General features: G+C 73.5%; 16 protein-coding genes. 11 read left to right on the top strand and 5 right to left on the bottom strand.

The features are described 5' to 3' along the window. The first annotated feature begins 147 nt into the window (after positions 1-147). The 3 genes from B0675_RS31280 (at position 148) to B0675_RS31290 (ending at position 2,969) form a co-directional block, all read left to right on the top strand. Positions 148-825 (top strand): uracil-DNA glycosylase, encoded by a 678-nt coding sequence (locus B0675_RS31280; protein ID WP_081222969.1) that lies wholly within the window; start codon positions 148-150, stop codon positions 823-825. Further along, on the top strand, positions 822-1,919 hold the full coding sequence (locus B0675_RS31285) for a BadF/BadG/BcrA/BcrD ATPase family protein (RefSeq protein ID WP_241540063.1): 1,098 nt from the start codon (positions 822-824) through the stop codon (positions 1,917-1,919). Before B0675_RS31280 ends, B0675_RS31285 begins: the two co-directional genes overlap by 4 nt. 129 nt (positions 1,920-2,048) lie before the next feature. Beyond that, positions 2,049-2,969 carry a hypothetical protein gene (locus tag B0675_RS31290; protein ID WP_107482885.1) on the top strand — a complete coding sequence of 307 codons (921 nt, stop codon included), beginning with the start codon at positions 2,049-2,051 and terminating at the stop codon, positions 2,967-2,969. Positions 2,970-3,230: 261 nt separating this feature from the next. Here the strand turns inward: B0675_RS31290 and B0675_RS31295 are convergent, their stop codons facing one another. The 3 genes from B0675_RS31295 to B0675_RS31305 form a co-directional block, all read right to left on the bottom strand. Further along, positions 3,231-4,277 carry a lactonase family protein gene (locus tag B0675_RS31295; RefSeq protein WP_081222971.1) on the bottom strand — a complete coding sequence of 349 codons (1,047 nt, stop codon included), beginning with the start codon at positions 4,275-4,277 and terminating at the stop codon, positions 3,231-3,233. Between the two features lie 227 nt (positions 4,278-4,504). Beyond that, the gene (locus B0675_RS40790; protein ID WP_107482949.1) at positions 4,505-5,602 is read right to left on the bottom strand and encodes a nitric oxide synthase oxygenase; all 1,098 of its coding nucleotides are present in this window, start codon (positions 5,600-5,602) and stop codon (positions 4,505-4,507) included. An 805-nt stretch (positions 5,603-6,407) separates the two neighbouring features. Then, on the bottom strand, positions 6,408-7,895 hold the full coding sequence (locus B0675_RS31305; RefSeq protein WP_081223991.1) for an FUSC family protein: 1,488 nt from the start codon (positions 7,893-7,895) through the stop codon (positions 6,408-6,410). Between the two features lie 241 nt (positions 7,896-8,136). Between B0675_RS31305 and B0675_RS31310 the strand changes: the two genes are divergently transcribed. Continuing rightward, the gene (locus B0675_RS31310) at positions 8,137-8,613 is read left to right on the top strand and encodes an Lrp/AsnC family transcriptional regulator (RefSeq protein WP_081222973.1); all 477 of its coding nucleotides are present in this window, start codon (positions 8,137-8,139) and stop codon (positions 8,611-8,613) included. 49 nt (positions 8,614-8,662) lie between these two features. Continuing rightward, positions 8,663-9,358, top strand: a complete 696-nt coding sequence (locus tag B0675_RS31315; RefSeq protein WP_081223992.1) for an HAD family phosphatase — start codon at positions 8,663-8,665, stop codon at positions 9,356-9,358. A 416-nt stretch (positions 9,359-9,774) separates the two neighbouring features. Here the strand turns inward: B0675_RS31315 and B0675_RS31320 are convergent, their stop codons facing one another. Next, positions 9,775-10,839: an NAD(+)/NADH kinase gene (locus B0675_RS31320; RefSeq protein ID WP_081222974.1), complete on the bottom strand. Its 1,065-nt coding sequence runs from the start codon at positions 10,837-10,839 to the stop codon at positions 9,775-9,777. A 358-nt stretch (positions 10,840-11,197) separates the two neighbouring features. Here B0675_RS31320 and B0675_RS31325 point away from each other — a divergent pair, with 358 nt between their 5' ends. The 4 genes from B0675_RS31325 to B0675_RS31340 all read left to right on the top strand — a co-directional run bounded on the left by B0675_RS31325 (position 11,198) and on the right by B0675_RS31340 (position 15,883). After that, positions 11,198-11,842, top strand: a complete 645-nt coding sequence (locus tag B0675_RS31325) for a class I SAM-dependent methyltransferase (RefSeq protein WP_081222975.1) — start codon at positions 11,198-11,200, stop codon at positions 11,840-11,842. Positions 11,843-12,121: 279 nt separating this feature from the next. Further along, complete coding sequence (locus B0675_RS31330; RefSeq protein ID WP_347110957.1) at positions 12,122-13,762, top strand: SpoIIE family protein phosphatase; 1,641 nt, start codon at positions 12,122-12,124, stop codon at positions 13,760-13,762. 232 nt (positions 13,763-13,994) lie between these two features. Then, positions 13,995-14,477 (top strand): carboxymuconolactone decarboxylase family protein, encoded by a 483-nt coding sequence (locus B0675_RS31335; RefSeq protein WP_081222977.1) that lies wholly within the window; start codon positions 13,995-13,997, stop codon positions 14,475-14,477. Positions 14,478-14,659: 182 nt separating this feature from the next. Then, entirely contained in the window at positions 14,660-15,883 is a 1,224-nt protein-coding gene (locus tag B0675_RS31340) for an MFS transporter (protein WP_081222978.1), read from the top strand. A gap of 122 nt (positions 15,884-16,005) precedes the next feature. Here B0675_RS31340 and B0675_RS31345 read toward each other — a convergent pair whose 3' ends face one another. Further along, positions 16,006-16,428: a secondary thiamine-phosphate synthase enzyme YjbQ gene (locus tag B0675_RS31345; protein WP_081222979.1), complete on the bottom strand. Its 423-nt coding sequence runs from the start codon at positions 16,426-16,428 to the stop codon at positions 16,006-16,008. A gap of 353 nt (positions 16,429-16,781) precedes the next feature. Between B0675_RS31345 and B0675_RS31350 the strand changes: the two genes are divergently transcribed. Together B0675_RS31350 and B0675_RS31355 are read left to right on the top strand one after the other, a co-directional pair. Next, positions 16,782-17,699, top strand: coding sequence for an ABC transporter permease (locus B0675_RS31350; RefSeq protein WP_081222980.1), 918 nt, complete (start codon positions 16,782-16,784; stop codon positions 17,697-17,699). Continuing rightward, positions 17,672-18,418: an ABC transporter ATP-binding protein gene (locus tag B0675_RS31355; RefSeq protein ID WP_081222981.1), complete on the top strand. Its 747-nt coding sequence runs from the start codon at positions 17,672-17,674 to the stop codon at positions 18,416-18,418. The genes B0675_RS31350 and B0675_RS31355 overlap by 28 nt, the downstream gene beginning before the upstream one ends. The last annotated feature ends 6 nt before the right edge of the window (positions 18,419-18,424 follow it).

An 18,424-nucleotide genomic window follows, 5' to 3' on the forward strand; every position in this document is an offset into this window, starting at 1 on the left:
GCCGTCCGCGGTTCCGGGGGACCACAACACCCCCCGGGCAAAGGCATCTTGTCCGGTGAAGGCCCGATGTGCCGGTGAAACGGTCATCCGTGATCGGCGGACGGCACCGGTTGATCTCCGTCGTGGGTGCGGCAGTAGGGTGACGCCGTGGCACCACGACCGTTGCATGAGATCGTCGAACCGGGCTGGGCGAAAGCCCTCGAACCCGTCGCCGGACGGGTCGCCGAGATGGGCGACTTCCTGCGCGCGGAGATCGCCGCGGGACGCACCTATCTACCGGCCGGCGCGAACGTCCTGCGGGCGTTCCAGCAGCCCTTCGACGAGGTGCGCGTCCTCATCGTCGGGCAGGACCCGTACCCGACACCGGGACACGCGGTGGGCCTGTCGTTCTCGGTGGCCCCGGACGTGCGTCCGCTGCCGCCGAGCCTGATCAACATCTACCGCGAGCTGACCACCGACCTGGGGCTGCCGCAGCCGTCCGACGGCGACCTCACGCCGTGGACGCGGCAGGGCGTGCTGTTGCTCAACAGGGCGCTCACCACGGCCCCCCGGAGCCCGGCCGCCCACCGCGGCAAGGGCTGGGAGGAGGTCACCGAGCAGGCGATCCGGGCGCTGGCCGCCCGCGGGCGCCCGCTGGTGTCGGTCCTGTGGGGCCGCGACGCCCGCAACCTCCGCCCTCTGCTGGGTGATCTGCCGTCGGTGGAGTCCTCGCACCCCTCCCCCATGTCGGCCGACCGCGGCTTCTTCGGGTCCCGCCCCTTCAGCCGCGCCAACGACCTGCTGGTCAGGCAGGGAGCCCAGCCGGTGGACTGGCGCCTGCCGTGACCCCCGGCGCCGGAGGCGAGTCGCGACAGGACGCCCTGGGCCCCTCCGTCGTGCTGGCGGTGGACTCGGGCGGTTCCGGGCTGCGCGCGGTCCTCGCGGCGCACGGGACGGCGTACGACGCCGGGACCGCCGCAGGTCGAGAAGGGCTGACGGCCGCCGCACCGGTCGCGCTGAGCGACCCTCTGACCTCAGGGGAACCGGTCCGCACCGGGCCGCGGGGCATCTCGGCGGCCCACCTGATGGAGCAACTGCTCCCGATGGCGGGCCGGTTGATGGACGACGCCGGTGCCGTGCGGCTCGGTGCGGTGGCCGTGGGCGCGGCGGGCCTGGCGACGCTCGGTGACGAGCTGCGGGACGAGCTTCCCGCAGCTCTGGAGCGTGAACTCGGCGTACGGCGGCTCGCGTTGGTGGCCGACGCGGTGACCGCGTACACCGGCGCTCTGGGTCCGCGGGCCGGTGCGGTGATCGCCGCGGGCACCGGCATGATCGCGATCGGGACCGACCTCACGTCGTGGCGCAGGGCCGACGGCTGGGGACATCTGCTCGGCGACTGCGGCGGGGGCGCCTGGATCGGGCGAGCGGGGCTGGAGGCTGCTCTGCGGGCCTTCGACGGTCGGCAGGGCGGTTCGCGGGAGCTGCTGGCGGGGGCCGAGGAGGTGTTCGGGCCGATGTCCGAGCTGCCGGGCCGTCTGTACCCGCGCACCGACCGGCCTGCCGTGCTCGCCTCCTTCGCCCCGCAGGTCGCCGCCCGCGCCGGGAGCGACCCGGTGGCCGCGGACATCCTGCGGACCGCCGCACGGCACATGGCCGAGTCGGCGGCGGCCGCCTGCCCGCCCGACGGCGAGCCGCTCCTCGCGCTCACCGGAGGCCTGTTCAGGATGGGCGAGCCGCTTCTCGCCCCGCTGCGCGAGGAGTTGGCCGCGCGGGTACCGCACGCGCGGCTGGTGCCCGCCGCGGGCGACCCGCTCGACGGAGCGCTCCGGATCGCCGTCGCCCTGGCGGACGGCAGGCTCGCACTCCCCCAGGACGACCGGATGCTGTACGTGGTGGCTGAAAAGCCCTATCCGGAAATCGATGCTCTGAATTCGGCGTAGGACCGACAAGGCGATGAGTACCGATCACTTCTGATCGGTACGTAACTCATCAGACAAAAGCGGACGGATACCGCTCACCTGCACCCTCCCCGAACAGGGGAACCCGAGAAGCCAGTAACATGCGGCGCCATGAGCTCCCCCACTGGGCCCGCGTCCGGCCTGCCAGTACGAATGCCGCGACCCCGCCAGCCCGGACGGCACCGCCGTCCGGAGCCCCTGGCGGCTCCCGAGGGCGCGCCCGCGCTCCTCCTCGCGGTGCCGGGCACCCCCAGCGCCGCCACGCGCAGCCTCGCCGAGGAGGTCGTGAGCATCGCGCGCTCCGAGCTCCCCGGCCTCGACGCCCGTATCGGGTACCTGGACGGGGACGACGAGTTCCCCACGCTGCAGTCCGCGCTGGTCCGGGCCTCCGAGGAGCGCGCCGCGCGCTTCGAGCAGGCCCGTGCCGCCGGTTCCGACGTGGCCGAGCCCGACGGCCCGGTCGCCATCGTCGTGCCGCTGCTCGCCGGTCCGGACAACGCGCTGCTGCGCCGCGTCCGCCAGGCGGTCATGGAGAGCCGTGTCGCGGCCGAACTGACCGATGTCCTCGGCCCGCACCCGCTGCTCGCCGAGGCGCTGCACGTGCGGCTCTCCGAGGCCGGTCTGGCCCGCGCCGACCGCGCCCGCCTGTTCACCGTGGCGACCGCCGCGGACGGCATCGTGCTCGCCGCGGTGGGCGGCGAGGAGGCCGTTCAGGCAGCGGGCATCACCGGCATGCTGCTCGCCGCGCGGCTCGCGGTGCCCGTCATGGCGGCGGCCCTCGACGAGGAGGGCTCGATCGCGGCCGTCGCCGAGGAACTGCGCAACTCCGGTTCGCAGCAGCTCGCGCTGGCCCCGTACCTGATCGGCCCGGAGCTCGATTCCGGTCTGCTCGAAGCGGCGGCCAAGGAGGCCGGCTGCCACGCCGCCGAGGCCCTCGGCCCGTACCCGGCGATCGGCAAGCTCGCGCTGGCCCAGTACACGTCGGCGCTGGGCATCGCCCCGCCGCAGACCCAGGGTGCGCCGGTCCGCTGACCCGCCGCCCCGGCCGTGGGCCCCTCGACCCGGACGGCGCGTCCGAGGCGTACGGAAAGGGCCCGCTCCTGTGACAGGAGCGGGCCCTTTCCGTGTGCGGGGCGCCTGGCGTCGTCCGGTGCCGGGTGCCTTCGGTGCCCTGCGCGCCCGGTCGGCGCACCTTGGAGGAACGGTCGCGGTGTCCCCGCGCCGCGGGCCGTGACCGTGCGCTCCGTCGGTGCCCGTGCCCGGCACCCGCGGGAGCCGTGGCGACGCGGTCGCTCAGCCGAACACCACGCAGGACGCGGCGGGCGCCTCGACCGACCCACCGCGGCGCGGCACGCCCGTGTCCGGGTCCACGACGAACCAGGTCACGTCGCCGGAGCGCTCGTTGGCGGCGTACAGGAAGCGGCCCGAGGGATCGACGGTCAGCGCGCGGGGCCAGACGCCGCCACAGGGCACCGTGGCGACCAGTCGGAGCCCCTCGCCCACCGCGTCGGGCGTGAGGACGGAGACGACGTCCTGGCCGCGTGTGGCGGTCCACACGAAGCGGCCGTCGGGCGAGACGGCGATGCCCGACGGGAACGCGTCACCGTCCGGGACACCAGTCAGCACCGGCGTCTCACCGACCGGCCGCAGCGAGCCCTCGGCGGCGTCCCAGCGGCAGACGGTGACGGTCGGGGCGAGTTCGTTGAGGACGTAGGCGTGTTCGCCGCCGGGGTGGAAGGCGAGGTGGCGCGGCCCGGAGCCGGGGCGCAGGGCGATCTCGCGGTGCACGGTGAGTTCGCCGCCTTCGAGGGCGCAGACGCGGACGGAGTCCGTTCCGAGGTCCACGCTGACCGCCCAGCGGCCGGTGGGGTCGGGCTGCACCTGGTGGGCGTGCGGGCCCTGTTGGCGGGGCGTGTGCGGTCCCGAACCGGTGTGGCGGAGCACGCTGGACGCGGCCCCGGCGAGACCGCCGCCGGGACGCACGGGGAGGACGGAGACGCTGCCGGAGCCGTAGTTGGCGGTCAGCACGTGTCCGTCGAAGACGCTCAGGTGCGTGGGACCGCTGCCGCCGATCCGGGTCGGCGGGCCGGTCAGTTCCGGTTTGTCGGCGTGCACGCGGTAGGCGGCCACGGCGCCGTCGGCCGTCTCGCTGACGGCGTAGAGGGTGTCCCCGGCAGGAGACAGGGCCAGGTACGAGGGGTCGGGGACTCCGTCGACCGCGCTCAGGACGGTCAGCGCGCCGTTGTCCGGGTCCACGGCCGCGGTGAGGACACCGCGGCCTCCCGCCGCCGTGAACGAGCCGATGTACGCCCTCTGTTGCCGCTTGCCGCCGCCTGTCACAGCTGTCCCCTCTCGGTCCCGCGTGCTCGGGGGCGACGGTAGCAGCCGGGGTTCCGCGGTCTAGACCAGGGCTGGTGCACGGGGTACCGGGTGGCCGCCCGGCCTCACGCCGGGCCGCGTGCCGGAACGCGTCGGCCCGCGCTCCCGCGGTGGGCGGTGTCCGTCGCCTCCGGACGGACCGGCCGTGTCCGGGCGCCCCGGGCCCGGGGCGCTTCGGACGTCCCTCGTCACAAGTCGCCCGCGCCCCGCGCCCGTTCGAGTGCCTCCGGGTGATGGACGTAGGCCGGATTCCGTTCGACGGTCTCGTAGGTGCGATGGAAGACCGGCGTGGCGCTGGCGGAGATCGGCGGCACGATCCACGACCAGTCGGCGCCCACCCGGCGGCCCTTCCGTTCCTCGCGGCCCAGGTGCGTGAGGAAGCGCCGGGACTCGGTGTGGTGGTCGGTGACCGTGACGCCCGCGCTGTCGAAGGAGTGCAGGACGGAACGGTTCAGCTCGACCAGGGCGCGGTCCTTCCACAGGGAGCGGTCGGTGCGGGTGTCGAGGCCGAGGCGTTCGGCGACGACGGGCAACAGGTCGTAGCGGTCGGTGTCGGCGAGGTTGCGGGCGCCGATCTCGGTGCCCATGTACCAGCCGTTGAACGGCGCGGCGGGGTAGCAGATGCCGCCGATCTCCAGGCACATGTCGGAGAGGGCGGGCACCGCGTGCCAGCGCAGGCCGAGGGAGGGCCACCAGGCGTGCTCCGGGTGCGTGAGATCGACTTCGAGGACCGCGTCCTCGGGCAGCTCGAACCAGCGCGGCCGGGCGCCGGCGTCCTGGACCAGCAGCGGCAGGACGTCGAAGGGGGTGCCGGGGCCGCCGGGCCAGCCGAGCCGGCGGGCGGCTTCGGTGAGGCCGGTGTTGCGCGGGTCGCCGGTCACTCCGCCGTCGGGACGCGGGTATCCGGCGTACCGGACGAGCTGTTCGTTCCAGATCCTGGGGGCCGGCCGGTCCGGCGCGTCGGGCGCGAAGACGGTGATGAGGGCCCGGATGCGGCCGTCGCGAGTGGCTTCGCGCAGGTGCTCGGCGCACTCCTCCGCGACCCCCCGGGCGTCCCTCACGTCCCTGCGGTCGCGCACGGTCAGCGAGTTCCAGTACAGCCGGCCGATGCAGCGGTTGGCGTTGCGCCAGGCGACCCGCGCGCCGAAGACCAGTTCGCCCGTGGTGTGCCGGTAGGTCCCCGTGTCCGCGATCTCCGCGCGCACGGCGGCGAGACGGCCGGCCGGATCGCCGAGACGCTCCTCGCTGTGGTGCAGGACGATGAACTCATTGGCGGCGCGAAGCAGTTCGTGGAGGCCGGGGCTCGGCCGCTCCGGAACGGGAGCCAGAGCGGGAGCCCGATCGACGCGGTGCGTGCCCGTGCCCGTTCCCGGGGCGGTCCGGCCGTCCCCGGCGACGGGACAGCTCCGACCGTCGCGCGCGGGGGGTCCGGGGACCAGGCGCCCCCGGAGCCCGGGAAGCGGCGGAGGCGGCGGCACGGTGCCCGGGCCGGTCAGCAACCGTGCCACGGCGTCGAGCCGCGCGTGCAGGGTGCGGGTGCCGGTGACCGCGCCGGGGTGGCGGGCGTCGAGCGGGACGACCGACACGGAGGCACCCTCCGTCCGGGGCGTGTCCGCGGGGACTCCAGGGTCGTCGGCGTACCTGAGGCGTTCCAGCCAGCCGCCCGGCCCCTCGCCGCCACCGGTCGGCGGCGGCCCGGCCGTGACGTCCCCGGCGCCCGCCGCGCCATCGGCGCCCGTGCCCCTCGGGCCGTCCACACCGCCGGCGCCCGTGCCCCTCGGGCCGTCCGCGCCACCGGTGTCCGTACCCCTCCGGCCGTCCGCGCCACCGGCGCCCCCGTCGATCGGGCCGTCCGCGCCGCGCTCTTCGTGTCTGGTTTCGCGCGGGAAGTCGCGCATGGTGCCGCCCCCAAGAGATCCGCCCGCGGGGCCACTCCGGCACGGCCCGCGGTGTCCGTGCGTCCGATGGCCGCGGAGTTACCCGGCGGGAGTGTTGATCCACCCTGTACGTGGCCGGTAAATCTGCCCCATTCCGGGCATCGGTGTCCACCGAAACGGGACAGAACGCGGGACGGCGCCGGGCGAGGGAGCGTCAGGCGCCGACGAGCCGGGAGCCGCGCAACGGCGTCGCCAGGTCGACGAGTGCCCGCTCCAGGCCATGGAGATGGGCGAGCGCCTGCTCGGCCCCGGGGTGGTGTCCGGGAGCGCCGTGGTGGGCGTCCAGCGCGCCGCCCGGCACGGCGCCGACCAGGGACTCCATCGCGGTCTCGACCCGTCGGCAGGCCGCCGTCAGGCGGGCGTCGTGGGAGGCGTCCGGATCGGCGGCGACGGCGGCGAGACCGCGCACCTCGCGGGCACAGTCGTCGAGCAGGGCGAGGACCGCGCGGGCCCGTGCCCGGCGTTCGCGCATCGGGTTGAGCGGGTGAACGAGGGGCGCGAGGGACAGCCGTACGCGCCCCAGGAGTGCTTCGAGCTCCCCCGCGCGCGGCGCGGGGTCCGCCTGGGCGTCGCCCGCGAGGCGCCGGGCCGCCGCCGCGGTGCACCCGTGCACGGCGTGCAGGGCCCGCTCGATCCACCGGTCGGTCACGGCATGGGTCGTGATCGGCAGGACGAAGGCCACGGCGAGGGCAGCGCCGAGCGCGCCGACGGCGGTCTCGGCGAACCGGAGCCCGAGCAGACCGGGGTGCAGCACACCGAGCAGGCCGTACAGCAGACCGGCCATGACGGTGACGAAGAACATCATCCAGCTGTACGACAGCGCCGCCGTGTAGAAGATCCCGAAGACGCACACGGCGACGAGCACGGCGGTGGGCGCCGGCGCGCCGTGCAGCGGTACGGCGACCAGGAGCCCCGCCCCGATCCCGGCGACGGTGCCGACGACCCGCCGGAAACCGCGGACCAGCGTCTCGCCGCGCGAGGCCGTGTTCACGAAGATCCACCAGGCGGTGCCGACGGCCCAGTACCAGCGGTCGTGCGAGAGCAGCTGACCGGCGACGAGCGCGAAGGCGCAGGCCGCCGTCGCCTGGAAGGCCTGACGGGTGGCGGGGCGGGCGAGGCCGCGTCCGTCCAGCGGTACCGGCGCCACGGGCAGGGCGGTGCGCCGCTCCACGCACCAGACGCCGAAGCGCACCGCCGAGGACGCCGCGAGCGACAGCGCGACGGCCGCGTACAGCTGCGGGAGCTGGCCCGGGACGGCGTGCAGGAACTGGGTGGCGAAGAACATCATGAACGCGAAGATGCCGAGCGCGTGTCCGCGCGGTCCCCAGCGGCGGGCGTGGACCCCGGCGAAGACGACGGCGAGCCAGCTCGCGTCGCGCAGCGTCGGCGTGCCGTGCAGCGCGGTGGCGAGCGCCAGGACCGGCAGGCCGACCACGGGGAGCAGGGCGGTCGTGCCGGCCTGCCCGCGGACCGTCGGGTCACCGACGGTGAACAGGGCGAGGAGCGCCGCGAGTCCGCCGGTGACGGACGCGGGGAGCGAGAGCCCGGCCAGCTCGCAGAGGGTCACCGCCAGGCCGATCCCGAGGACCGCCCGGAGCGAGACCCGCAGCCGGAACAGTCCCGGGTCCGGAGCCATGAACATCTTCTTCACCGTCGGCCGCCCGCCCCCACTTCGCTCTTCCGCACCGGTTCGACAGGCACGTCCGCGCATACGAAAGGCGCCGCGGGTCCGGTACGGCGACCTTGCCGTCCGGCGCTGCGCAGCGCCATGAATACGCACACGGTAAGCAGGAGCGTGCGCCTGGCTCAACCGGCTCGCCCATGACTGGGCCATTGGTACAGTGGCGCACGATCGTTGTCGGCCACAGAGAGGCCAACGGACCATGGCCGTGGACAAACTGGACACCCGCATCCTGCGTCTGCTGTTGGAGCAGCCACGCACCAGCGTGCGCGAGTACGCCCGCATCCTCGGCGTCGCCCGCGGCACGCTCCAGGCCCGCCTGGACCGGCTGGAGCGTGATGGCGTGATCACGGGGACCGCGCCGGCGCTCTCCCCCGCGGCCCTCGGCCACCCGGTGCTCGCCTTCGTGCACATCGAGGTCACGCAGGGCCATCTCGACGATGTGGGTGACGCCCTCGCCACCGTGCCGGAGATCATCGAGGCGTTCTCGATCACCGGTGGCGGTGATCTGATCACCCGCGTCGCCGCCCGCGACAACGCCCACCTGGAGGACGTGATCCAGTCCCTGATCAGCCTGCCCGGCGTGGTGCGCACCCGTACCGAGGTGACGCTGCGCGAGCGCGTCCCGCACCGGCTGCTGCCGCTGGTCGAGTCGATCGGGCGGGAAGCCGGGGGCTGAGGCGGGGGGCGGCCACGACGGCCCGGGGGCGGTGGGCATCCTGGAGCGCATGAGCACTCTCGGCAGGATCTCGGTCATCTTCGATCTCGACGGAACGCTCGTGGACAGTGAACCGAACTACTTCGAAGCCGGACGTCAGACCCTCGCCGGGCAGGGGGTCACGGACTTCACCTGGGCCGACCACGAGCGGTACGTCGGCGTCAGCACCCGGGAGACCCTTGCGCTCTGGAGGGAGCGCTACGGGCTGAGGGCACCGCTCGACGACCTGCTCGCCGAGAAGAACCGCCGCTATCTGGAGCTGGCCCGCGCCTCCACCCACGTCTACCCGGAGATGCGCCGGTTCGTGGAACTGCTGGCCGCCGAGGGCGTCCCGATGGCCGTGGCCTCGGGTTCCTCTCCCGCGGCGATCGAGGCGATCCTCACCGGGACGGGGCTGGCCGCTCTCGTGACGACCGCCGTCTCGGCCGACGAGGTCGCGCACGGCAAGCCCGCCCCCGACGTCTTCCTGGAGGCGGCACGCCGGCTCGGCGCCGATCCGTCCGGCTGCGTGGTCCTGGAGGACGCCGCACCGGGGGCGACCGCGGCACACGCGGCCGGCATGCGCTGCGTCGCCGTTCCCTACGTCGCCGCGCAGGCCGGCGACCCCGCGTTCGCCGGGGCCGACCTCCTGTTCCGCGGCGGCCAGAGCGAGTTCACGGCACGCGCCGCGTACGACTGGCTCGCGGCCGAGGCCGCGCGGTCCTGAGCGGGCGGTCCGTCCGAGGTCGCACGGTCCTGGACGGCGGTCCGTCCGAGGTCGCCGCGAGGGGATCTCGCGGTCCTGGTCCGTCGACACCCGCCCAGGGGCCGGCGCTCGCGTGGTCAGCGCCGGCCGGGACGGCACACCTACGGTCGGCGCCCACTGAAGGGCACGGCACGCCCACGGTCGGTGCGCGCTGTCGGTCGACGCGCGCACGGTCGGCGCCGCCTGCCGGTCGGCGCCCGCGGGGTGGGCGTACGCCGAGGTCCGTCCCGCTCCCCCGCCGGGCCGGGGCCGGGGCATCCGCCCCGGACGGGTCAGCGGCGGATCGACGGCCGGATGCGGGAAGTTCGACATCGATGGCGCCCGGCCCGTCGTGTGCGCGGCGATCACCGGGCCGGGCCGGTGGTGCGCGGCTTCCGTCAGCGCGCCGCCGAGGGCGGCGGCAGCCGCAGCCCGGCGAGGTCCGGCGGGACGGGGCTGTCGGGACGGAAGAACGGAGCGGCTTCCGCGTCGGCGGCGGTGGCCGGCGCGTCGGTCAGCCGGAACCGCTCCCGCAGCCGGCCGTAGAAGTCGGTCGGTCGCAGCCGGATGAGGCGCACCCGCTGCGGGGCCCGGAAGACCCCGATCCAGTCGCCGGGATCGACGACGCCGCGCAGTTGGCCGTCGATGCTGACGGCCGCCTGACCCGAGTGGGGCAGCACCCGCAGGGCGACGGGCTCGTCCGGCGCGGCCACCACGCTGCGGTTGAAGGTCATGTGGGGGGCGATCGGCGTGAAGACCACCGCGTCCATGTGCGGGGAGAGCACGGGACCGCCGGCGGCGAAGCTGTACGCCGTCGAGCCGGTGGGCGTGGCGACGGCGAAGGCGTCCGCGGAGTAGGAGGCCAGTCGCCGTCCGGCCATGTAGACGCCGACGCTGACCTGACGGTCCCGGGCCAGCTTCTCGAGGACGACGTCATTGAGGGCCATGACGTCCAGGGCGACCCCCCAGCCGTCCCCCTCGGTCGTCTCGGGCCGGACCAGGGGCGGCGGCAGCGCGGGGCCACGCCCGTAGTGGAGCAGGGCCTCCATGCCCGCGGGGATCTCCAGGGCCCGGGACGCGCGCATGGTGAGGGTCATGCGCTCCTCGACCACCGCGTGGCCGTCGTGGACGGAGTCCAGCGCCTCGGTGACGGCGGCCGCGGGCACCTCGGTGAGGAAGCCGACCTTGCCGAGGTCGACGCCCAGCACACTGGCGTCGCTCTTGAGGGCGATGCGGGCGCCACGGAGGAAGGTGCCGTCGCCGCCGAGCGTGACGACGAGGTCCGGGTTTCCGGCCGCTTCGGCCTCCGCACGACCACCTCGACGCTGATGGTCCTTGGCCCACACGTCGATCTCGGTGCACCGGATGCCGCGCGCCGCGCACCAGTCGTGCACGGCACGGGCGGCGTCGTCGGCCGCCGTCCGTCCCTGGTGGACGACCAGTCCGACACGGTGTACGGCCACGACAACCTCCGGGTCCGGGACTGAACACGATCCTTCCACGAATTGCGCGTTCCGGTACGGGGAGGCGGCGCTCGGCGGATTCCGGGACCCGGGACGGAATGCGGCGCGCGAAGACGAGCGGAGACGCGGCTGACCGTGCGCTCGGCCCTCAACTTCGTTGACCGGGAGTCAACTTCAGCCACTCTGGCATCCGACCGAACATTGAACGACTATCGTTCCGAATTGACGTCTCCTGAGCGTCTGATTCGGCTCGGAGATCTCGTCACGGCCACTTTCGGTCGGATAGCGCAATCACTCGATCGACCCCTTGGAAGGTACTTTCGTGATCAACAGCAATCACGGGACTGATTACGAGAGCATGCGGCTCGATCGCACCGGTCAGGCGAACGCGTTCGACGCCATCGGTGACCGCTACGACGAGGCCTTCCCGCACAAGGAGGGCCAGGTCGCGGCCGGCACCTGGCTGGTCGAGTCGCTCGCCGCCGGGTCGCGCGTGCTGGACCTGGGGTGCGGAACGGGGGTACCGACCGCGCGCCAGTTGTCGGACGCCGGCCTGGAGGTCACCGGCATCGACCTGTCCCCCGGCATGGTGAAGCTGGCCGGCGCAGCCGTCCCCGAGGGCACGTTCCACCAGGCCGACATCGCGGACCTGCGGCCGGGCGGCCCCCGCGACCTCGGCCGCTTCGACGCTGTCGCCGCCTTCTTCTCGCTGCTGATGCTGCCCCGCGCCGAGATCCCTCTCGCACTGCGGACGATCCGTCATCTGCTCGCCCCCGGGGGCCTGTTCGCCCTCTCGATGGTCGAGGCGGACGTGGACAACTTCGCCATCCCGTTCCTGGGGAACACGATCCGGGTGTCCGGCTATCTGCGGGAGGACCTGCACAAGGTCGTCGATGCGGCCGGTTTCGAGATCGTCGACGAGACCTCGTACACGTACGCCCCCTCGGTGGCCGACGTCCCGCCGGAGGAGCAGGTCTTCCTCTGCTGCCGGCGGAGCGACTGAGGAGGCCGGTCCGAGCCGCGGACCGCGCACCCACCGGACGGGACAGATCGCGTGACCGAGCACCACATCCCCCATGAGGGAACTCCCCCGCCGCACGGCCTTCCCTCGTCCGCCGCGGTGACCGTCGCACCTGCCGTGGCGGCGGCCGGGACGCCCGTCGCCCCGACGGGTCCGCCCGGCGTGGCGACCGGCCCGTTCGCCACGGTGGCCGAGGACGGCCTGCCGCAGACCGACCGTCTGCGGTACCTCGACGTGGCGACACGGCGGATCGCCCGCGGGATGGACCTCGACGAGACGCTCCGGGAGCTGCGACGGGCCGCCGTCCCCGCGTTCGCCGACGCCATCCACATCCATCTCGACGACCCGCTGCCGGTGGGGGCGGAACGGCCGGCCGCACCCGTCGTGCTGCGCCTGCACGGCGACGAGGTCCCCGGCCCACCGGCCACCGGGAACGCGCCGGGGACTCGGCCTGCCGACGGCCCTTCGGCACCCGTCCTGCCGGAGGTCGCCGAGCGGGTGGAACCGGCCGGCGGCGGGCGTCTCGCGGAACTGCTGCTGGACGGGCGTCCCGCCTTCGGGGACGCACCGGGGAACGCGTCCGCCGTCGACGAACTGCTCGCATCCGGCGGTCACCCGCCGGGCCCGCTGCCGCCGGGCCACCGCCTGATCATCGCCCCGCTGCACGGCAGCCATCACGTCATGGGCACGGTCGTGCTGCTCCGGTGCGCGGACCGCCCGGCGTTCACCGCGGACGACCTGCTCGTCGCCTCCCAACTGGCCACCCACACGGCGCTCGGGGTGCAGAAGGCGGTCATGTACGGCCACGAGGCCGCCGTGGCGGACACGCTGCAGCACACCATGCTCCCGTCGTCGCTGCCCGAACCCACCGGCGTGCGGCTGGCCAGCCGCTATCTGCCCGCCTCGAAGACCGCCCAGGTCGGCGGCGACTGGTACGACGCGATCCCGCTGCCCGGCAACCGGGTCGCGCTCGTCGTCGGCGACGTCATGGGGCACTCCATGACGTCCGCCGCGATCATGGGCCAGCTCCGCACCATCGTGCAGACCCTCGCCGGCCTCGACCTGCCGCCCCACGAGGTGCTGCACCATCTCGACGAGCAGGCCCAGCGGCTCGGCAGCGATCACATGGCGACCTGTCTCTACGCCATCTACGACCCGATATCGCATCGCCTGCTGATGGCCAACGCCGGTCACCCGCCCGCCGTGCTGCTGCACGAGGACGGCCGTGCCCAGGTGCTGGACGTCCCGCCCGGCGCCCCGATCGGTGTCGGAGGTGTCGTCTTCGAGTCGGTGGAGATGGCCGCGCCCACCGGGGCGACCCTGGTGCTGTACACGGACGGGCTGGTCGAGTCGCGCACCACCGACGTGGGGAGCGGTGTGGAGGAGCTGCGGCTCCGCCTGCAGACCACCGCCGCCGGCCCCGCCTCGCTGGAGACACTGTGCGACCACGTCCTCGGGACGCTCGGTCCGGGCACCCGGGACGACGACATCGCCCTGCTCACCGCCCGGTTCGAGGGCTTCCCGCCGGACAGCGTCGCCTACTGGTACCTGGCCCCTCATCCGATGACCGCGGGCCAGGCGCGCCGGCTGATCCGCAGGGCCCTGCGGCGCTGGGGTCTGGACGCCCTGCTCGACACGACGGAGCTGATGGTCAGCGAGGTCGTGACGAACGCCGTGCGCTTCGCCTCGCGGCCGATCTCGCTGCGGCTGCTGCGCACCGAGGTGCTGCGCTGCGAGGTGACCGACGACTCGCCGCTGGTGCCCCGGATGCGGCAGGCCGCGCCGGGCGACGAGTGCGGCCGCGGTCTGTTCCTGGTCGACCAGCTCGCCCTGCGGTGGGGTGCGACCAGGGTGAGCAGCGGCAAGGTCGTCTGGTTCGAGCAGAAGATCCCCGCGAAGTAGCCGCGTGCGCCCGCGTGTTCCCGGGAGGGGGTGAACGGTCACCGGTTCCGGCCACGGCTCGTCCCGCCGCCGCCCGACGTCGTCACCGGAGCGTCCGTGTGTCCTTCCCGGGTCCCGTCGCGGACGGCTCGTCGGGGGCCGCCCGATCGTCGTCCGGGGATCATAGGACAATGATCACCAGCGTGCCGGTGGAGCCCAGCGGGGCCGGGCACGGTCCACGAAGGAGTCGAGGGTGAGCGACACGGCAGCCGGAGCGACGGACCGGCGGGTCTTCGTCGACAAGCAGAGTCCGAAGGCCTATCACGCGCTGGTCGAGACGTCCGAGGCCGTGCGGGCCGTCGCCGCCGAAGCGGGCCTGGACCGGGTGCTGGTGGAGCTGGTCAACCTGCGGGTGTCCCAGATCAACGGCTGCGCCTTCTGCCTGGACGTGCACACCAGGGCCGCGCTGCGGGCCGGTGACTCCACCCGGCGGCTCGGCGTCCTGGCCGCGTGGCGCGAGACCGAGCTGTTCACGGACCGGGAGCGGGCGGCGCTGGCGCTCGCCGAGGCGACCACCGAGCCCGCGAACGGCGGCGCGCAGGACACCGCCTACGCCGCGGCGCGACGTGTCCTGTCGGACGACGAGATCTCCGCCGTGATCTGGGTGGCGATCACCATCAACGCCTTCAACAGGGTCTCCGTCCTGAGTCGGCACCCGGTGCGCCCCGCCCCGTGACCACACGCCCGCACGCTCATCTCCGTTCGAGATGACTGACATCCCGAACCATCGCATCCGGTGAGGAAGACCGAGGGGCGGCCGGGCGCTTGTGCCCTGTGACGGCTTCGAAGGGGATGCCGTCACCGCACGGCGTTCCCACCCGAGCCGGGTTTCCCGGCTCGCCTTTCGAGAAGGTGCACATGTCCGCATCGTCCGACGTCCGGACCTCCCGCCGCTCCGCACCGGCACAGGCCGCCTCCGGTGTGCCCGGCCGACTGGTCGCACTGCTGGCCGTCGCCTCCGGGATGACGGTCGCCAACCTGTACTACGCCCAGCCCCTGCTCTCCTCGCTGAGCGACGTCTTCCACATCGGCACCTCGACGGCCGGAGCGCTCATCACGCTCACGCAGGTCGGCTACGTCCTCGGCATGCTGTTCCTGGTCCCGCTCGGCGACCGCCTGGAGAAGCGGAACCTGATCACCGCCCTGCTCACGGTCACCACGCTGGCACTCGTGGCGGCGGGTCTCGCGACCAGCTTCCCCATGCTGCTGATCGCCTCACTGGTCGCCGGAGCCACCTCGGTCGTCGCCCAGATCCTGGTGCCGTTCGCCGCGAGCCTCGCGTCCGACCACGCCCGCGGTCGCGTCGTCGGCCGGGTGATGAGCGGTCTGCTCACCGGCATCCTGCTCTCCCGAACCCTGAGCAGCCTCGTCTCCGACGTGGCCGGCTGGCGGGTCGTCTTCCTCGGCTCCGCCGGTCTGATGGCCCTGCTGGCCGTAGCACTGCGGGTGGCCCTGCCCGAGCACGCCCCCACCACGACGATCCCCTACCACCACGTCCTGCGCTCCACGCTCCGTCTGGTGCGCACCCACCCGGTGCTGCTGCGCCGGGGGCTCTACCAGGCGGCAATGTTCGGAGCGTTCAGCGCCTTCTGGACGACGGTCTCCTTCGTGCTGACCGGTCCCCGCTTCCACTACTCCCCTGTCGGGGTGGGTGTGTTCGCCCTGGTCGGTGCCGCGGGCGCGGCCGTCGCCCCCTTCGCGGGGCGGTGGGCCGACCGGGGCCTGGTCCGTCCGATGACGGGCGCCGCGTTCGTGGCCGCCGCGCTGGCCTTCGCGGTGGCGGGCTTCGGCGGGCACAGCGTCGTCCTGATCGCCGTGGCGGCGATCCTGATCGACATGGCCGTGCAGACCACGCTGATCCTCGGCCAGCACACGATCTACCAGCTCGACGCGGGCGCGCGGGCCCGGCTCAACAGCGCCTTCATCGCCACGTTCTTCGTGGGCGGCGCGCTCGGTTCGCAGCTCGGCTCGGTCGTCTACCACGCCGGCGGCTGGACGGCCCTGACACTCCTGGGCGCTGCGCTTCCTCTGCTGGCGCTCCTGTACTGGACCACGGAGCGCGGCCACCGCACGACGAGCTGAGCGAGCATGACGCGACGTCATATGGGGTCGCGTACGGGCGTGTTGGAGCCGGCGGCCCCTGAGGGCCGTCGGCTCCACGCGTGCCGGTGAGGAGGAACGGCCCTGTGTCGTCTCGTGCGGTCTCAGCCGAGGAAACTCAGCCGGACCTGACGGTTCGGGTTGTCCTTGTTCGTGTCGACGAGACACACCGACTGCCACGTGCCCAGTTCCAGACTCCCGTCCACCACCGGCAGGGTGGCGTGCGGCGGGACGATCGCCGGAAGGACGTGGTCCCGGCCGTGGCCGGGGCTGCCGTGGCGGTGCTGCCAGCGGTCGTCGGCGGGGAGGAGGGTGTGCAGCGCGGCGAGGAGGTCGTCGTCGCTGCCCGCGCCGGTCTCGATGACGGCGATCCCGGCGGTGGCGTGGGGCACGAAGATGTTCAGGAGACCGTCGCGGCCCGCCGCGACCTCACGGAGGAAGGCCTCGCAGTCGCGGGTCAGGTCGACGACCGTCTCGGACGATCCGGAGGAGACGTTCAGGACGTGCGTGGTGAAGGCATCGGACATGTTCCAATCCTCTCCCATACGCCGGATTCCGCACCCGCCCGACTGCCCGCGCAGTGATACGCCGGGTCCATTCCGCGAGACACCGTTGACCGCGCACCAACAAGCTGGCTAGTTTCTGCCGCATGTTGCGTTCAGCCCTGCTCACCACGCGCGGTCACATCGACCTGCTGCGGGTGGCCTCCGCCGCGTGTCGCCGCGGCTGCTGACGACCTTGGCTCTCTAGCACCCCAGCGCTCTCGCGCCCCGCCCGACCCGCACGTACGGCTCTCCCGTGCCCGCACACCGAGCCGCCGACGTGTCGGGGTTCCGGCGTACCCCCTTCCCCGACGCTCTCCTCCTCCCGTGGAGCCTTCATGAGCATCAGTCACGCCCCGCCCGGCTCTCCCGGGCCGGACATGTCGCCCATATCCAAGGACGGCCCCTCGGGCAACGCCGCGAGCGGACCGGGCCACGCGGCACACGCGGCACCCGAGCTCGAACCCATCGTTCCCGCCTCCACCCGGCGCGCCCGCGTTCCGCGCTGGCTGCGTCGCACCTCCGGACCTGTCCTGCTGCTCGCCCTGTGGCAACTCCGGAGCAGCACGGGGGTGTTGACCCCCGACGTCCTCGCGTCCCCGGGCACCATCGCCCGGGTCGGCCGGGACCTGATCACGGACGGTTCGCTGCCCGGGGCGATGGGCGTCTCCCTGCAACGCGTCGGCGTCGGCCTCCTCCTCGGCACCCTCGTGGGCACCGGACTCGCCCTGTTGTCGGGGCTGTTCCGTATCGGCGAGGACCTGGTGGACGCCTCCGTCCAGATGCTGCGGACGGTGCCCTTCGTCGGCCTCATCCCGCTGTTCATCATCTGGTTCGGCATCGGCGAGACCCCGAAGGTCGCGATCATCACCCTCGGGGTGTCGTTCCCGCTGTATCTGAACGTCTACGCCGGCATCCGCGGCGTCGACTCCCAGCTCATCGAGGCGGGTGAGTCCCTCGGCCTGTCCCGGTGGGGGCTCGTGCGGCACGTGATCCTGCCGGGTGCGCTGCCCGGCGCGATGACGGGACTGCGCTACTCGCTCGGCATCGCCTGGCTCGCGCTGGTCTTCGCGGAGCAGATCAACGCCGACGCCGGTATCGGCTTCCTGATGGTTCAGGCGCGCGACTTCCTGCGGACCGACGTGATCGTGGTCTGCCTGATCGTCTACGCCTTCCTCGGCCTGCTCGCCGACTTCGTCGTCCGCACCCTCGAAAGGCTGTTGCTGCAATGGCGACCGACGTTCACGGGCCGGTGAGCCCCGAGGCGACCCCGGCCGTACGGGTCGAGGGCCTGACCCGCTCCTTCGACGGCCGGGCCGTCATCGATCACCTCCGACTCGACGTGCGGCCGGGCGAGTTCGTGGCCCTCCTCGGACGCAGCGGCTGCGGCAAGTCGACGCTGCTGCGGATCCTCGCCGGACTCGACCGTGACATCGAGGGCACCGTCCTGGTTCCGCGCCGCAAGGCGGTGGCGTTCCAGTCGCCCCGCCTGATGCCGTGGAAGAAGGTGTGGCGCAACGTGCTGCTCGGGCTGCCCGGGAAGCCCGGCCGCGCACTGGCCGAGCGTGCGCTGACCGAGGTCGGTCTCACCCACCGTTCGGACGCCTGGCCCAAGACGCTGTCCGGCGGTGAGGCGCAGCGCGCGTCGCTGGCCCGGGCCCTGGTCCGCGAACCCGACCTGCTGCTGCTCGACGAGCCGTTCGGCGCGCTCGACGCCCTGACCCGCATCAAGGCGCAGCGGCTCGTCGGCGAGCTGTGGCAACGCAGGGGCTGCGCCGTCCTGTTGGTGACCCATGACGTCGAGGAGGCCGTGCTGCTGGCCGATCGTGTCCTGGTGATGGACGACGGTGTCATCGCCTACGAGACCCGCGTCGACCTGGAACGCCCCCGCGACATCGCCGATCCCCGGTTCGCCGCCCTCCGGGCCGGTCTGCTGGAACGGCTCGGCGTCGACACCGCCGCCGAGGCCGCCTGAATCCGG

Source organism: Streptomyces sp. M41(2017), assembly GCF_002078175.1.
Classification (GTDB): domain Bacteria; phylum Actinomycetota; class Actinomycetes; order Streptomycetales; family Streptomycetaceae; genus Streptomyces.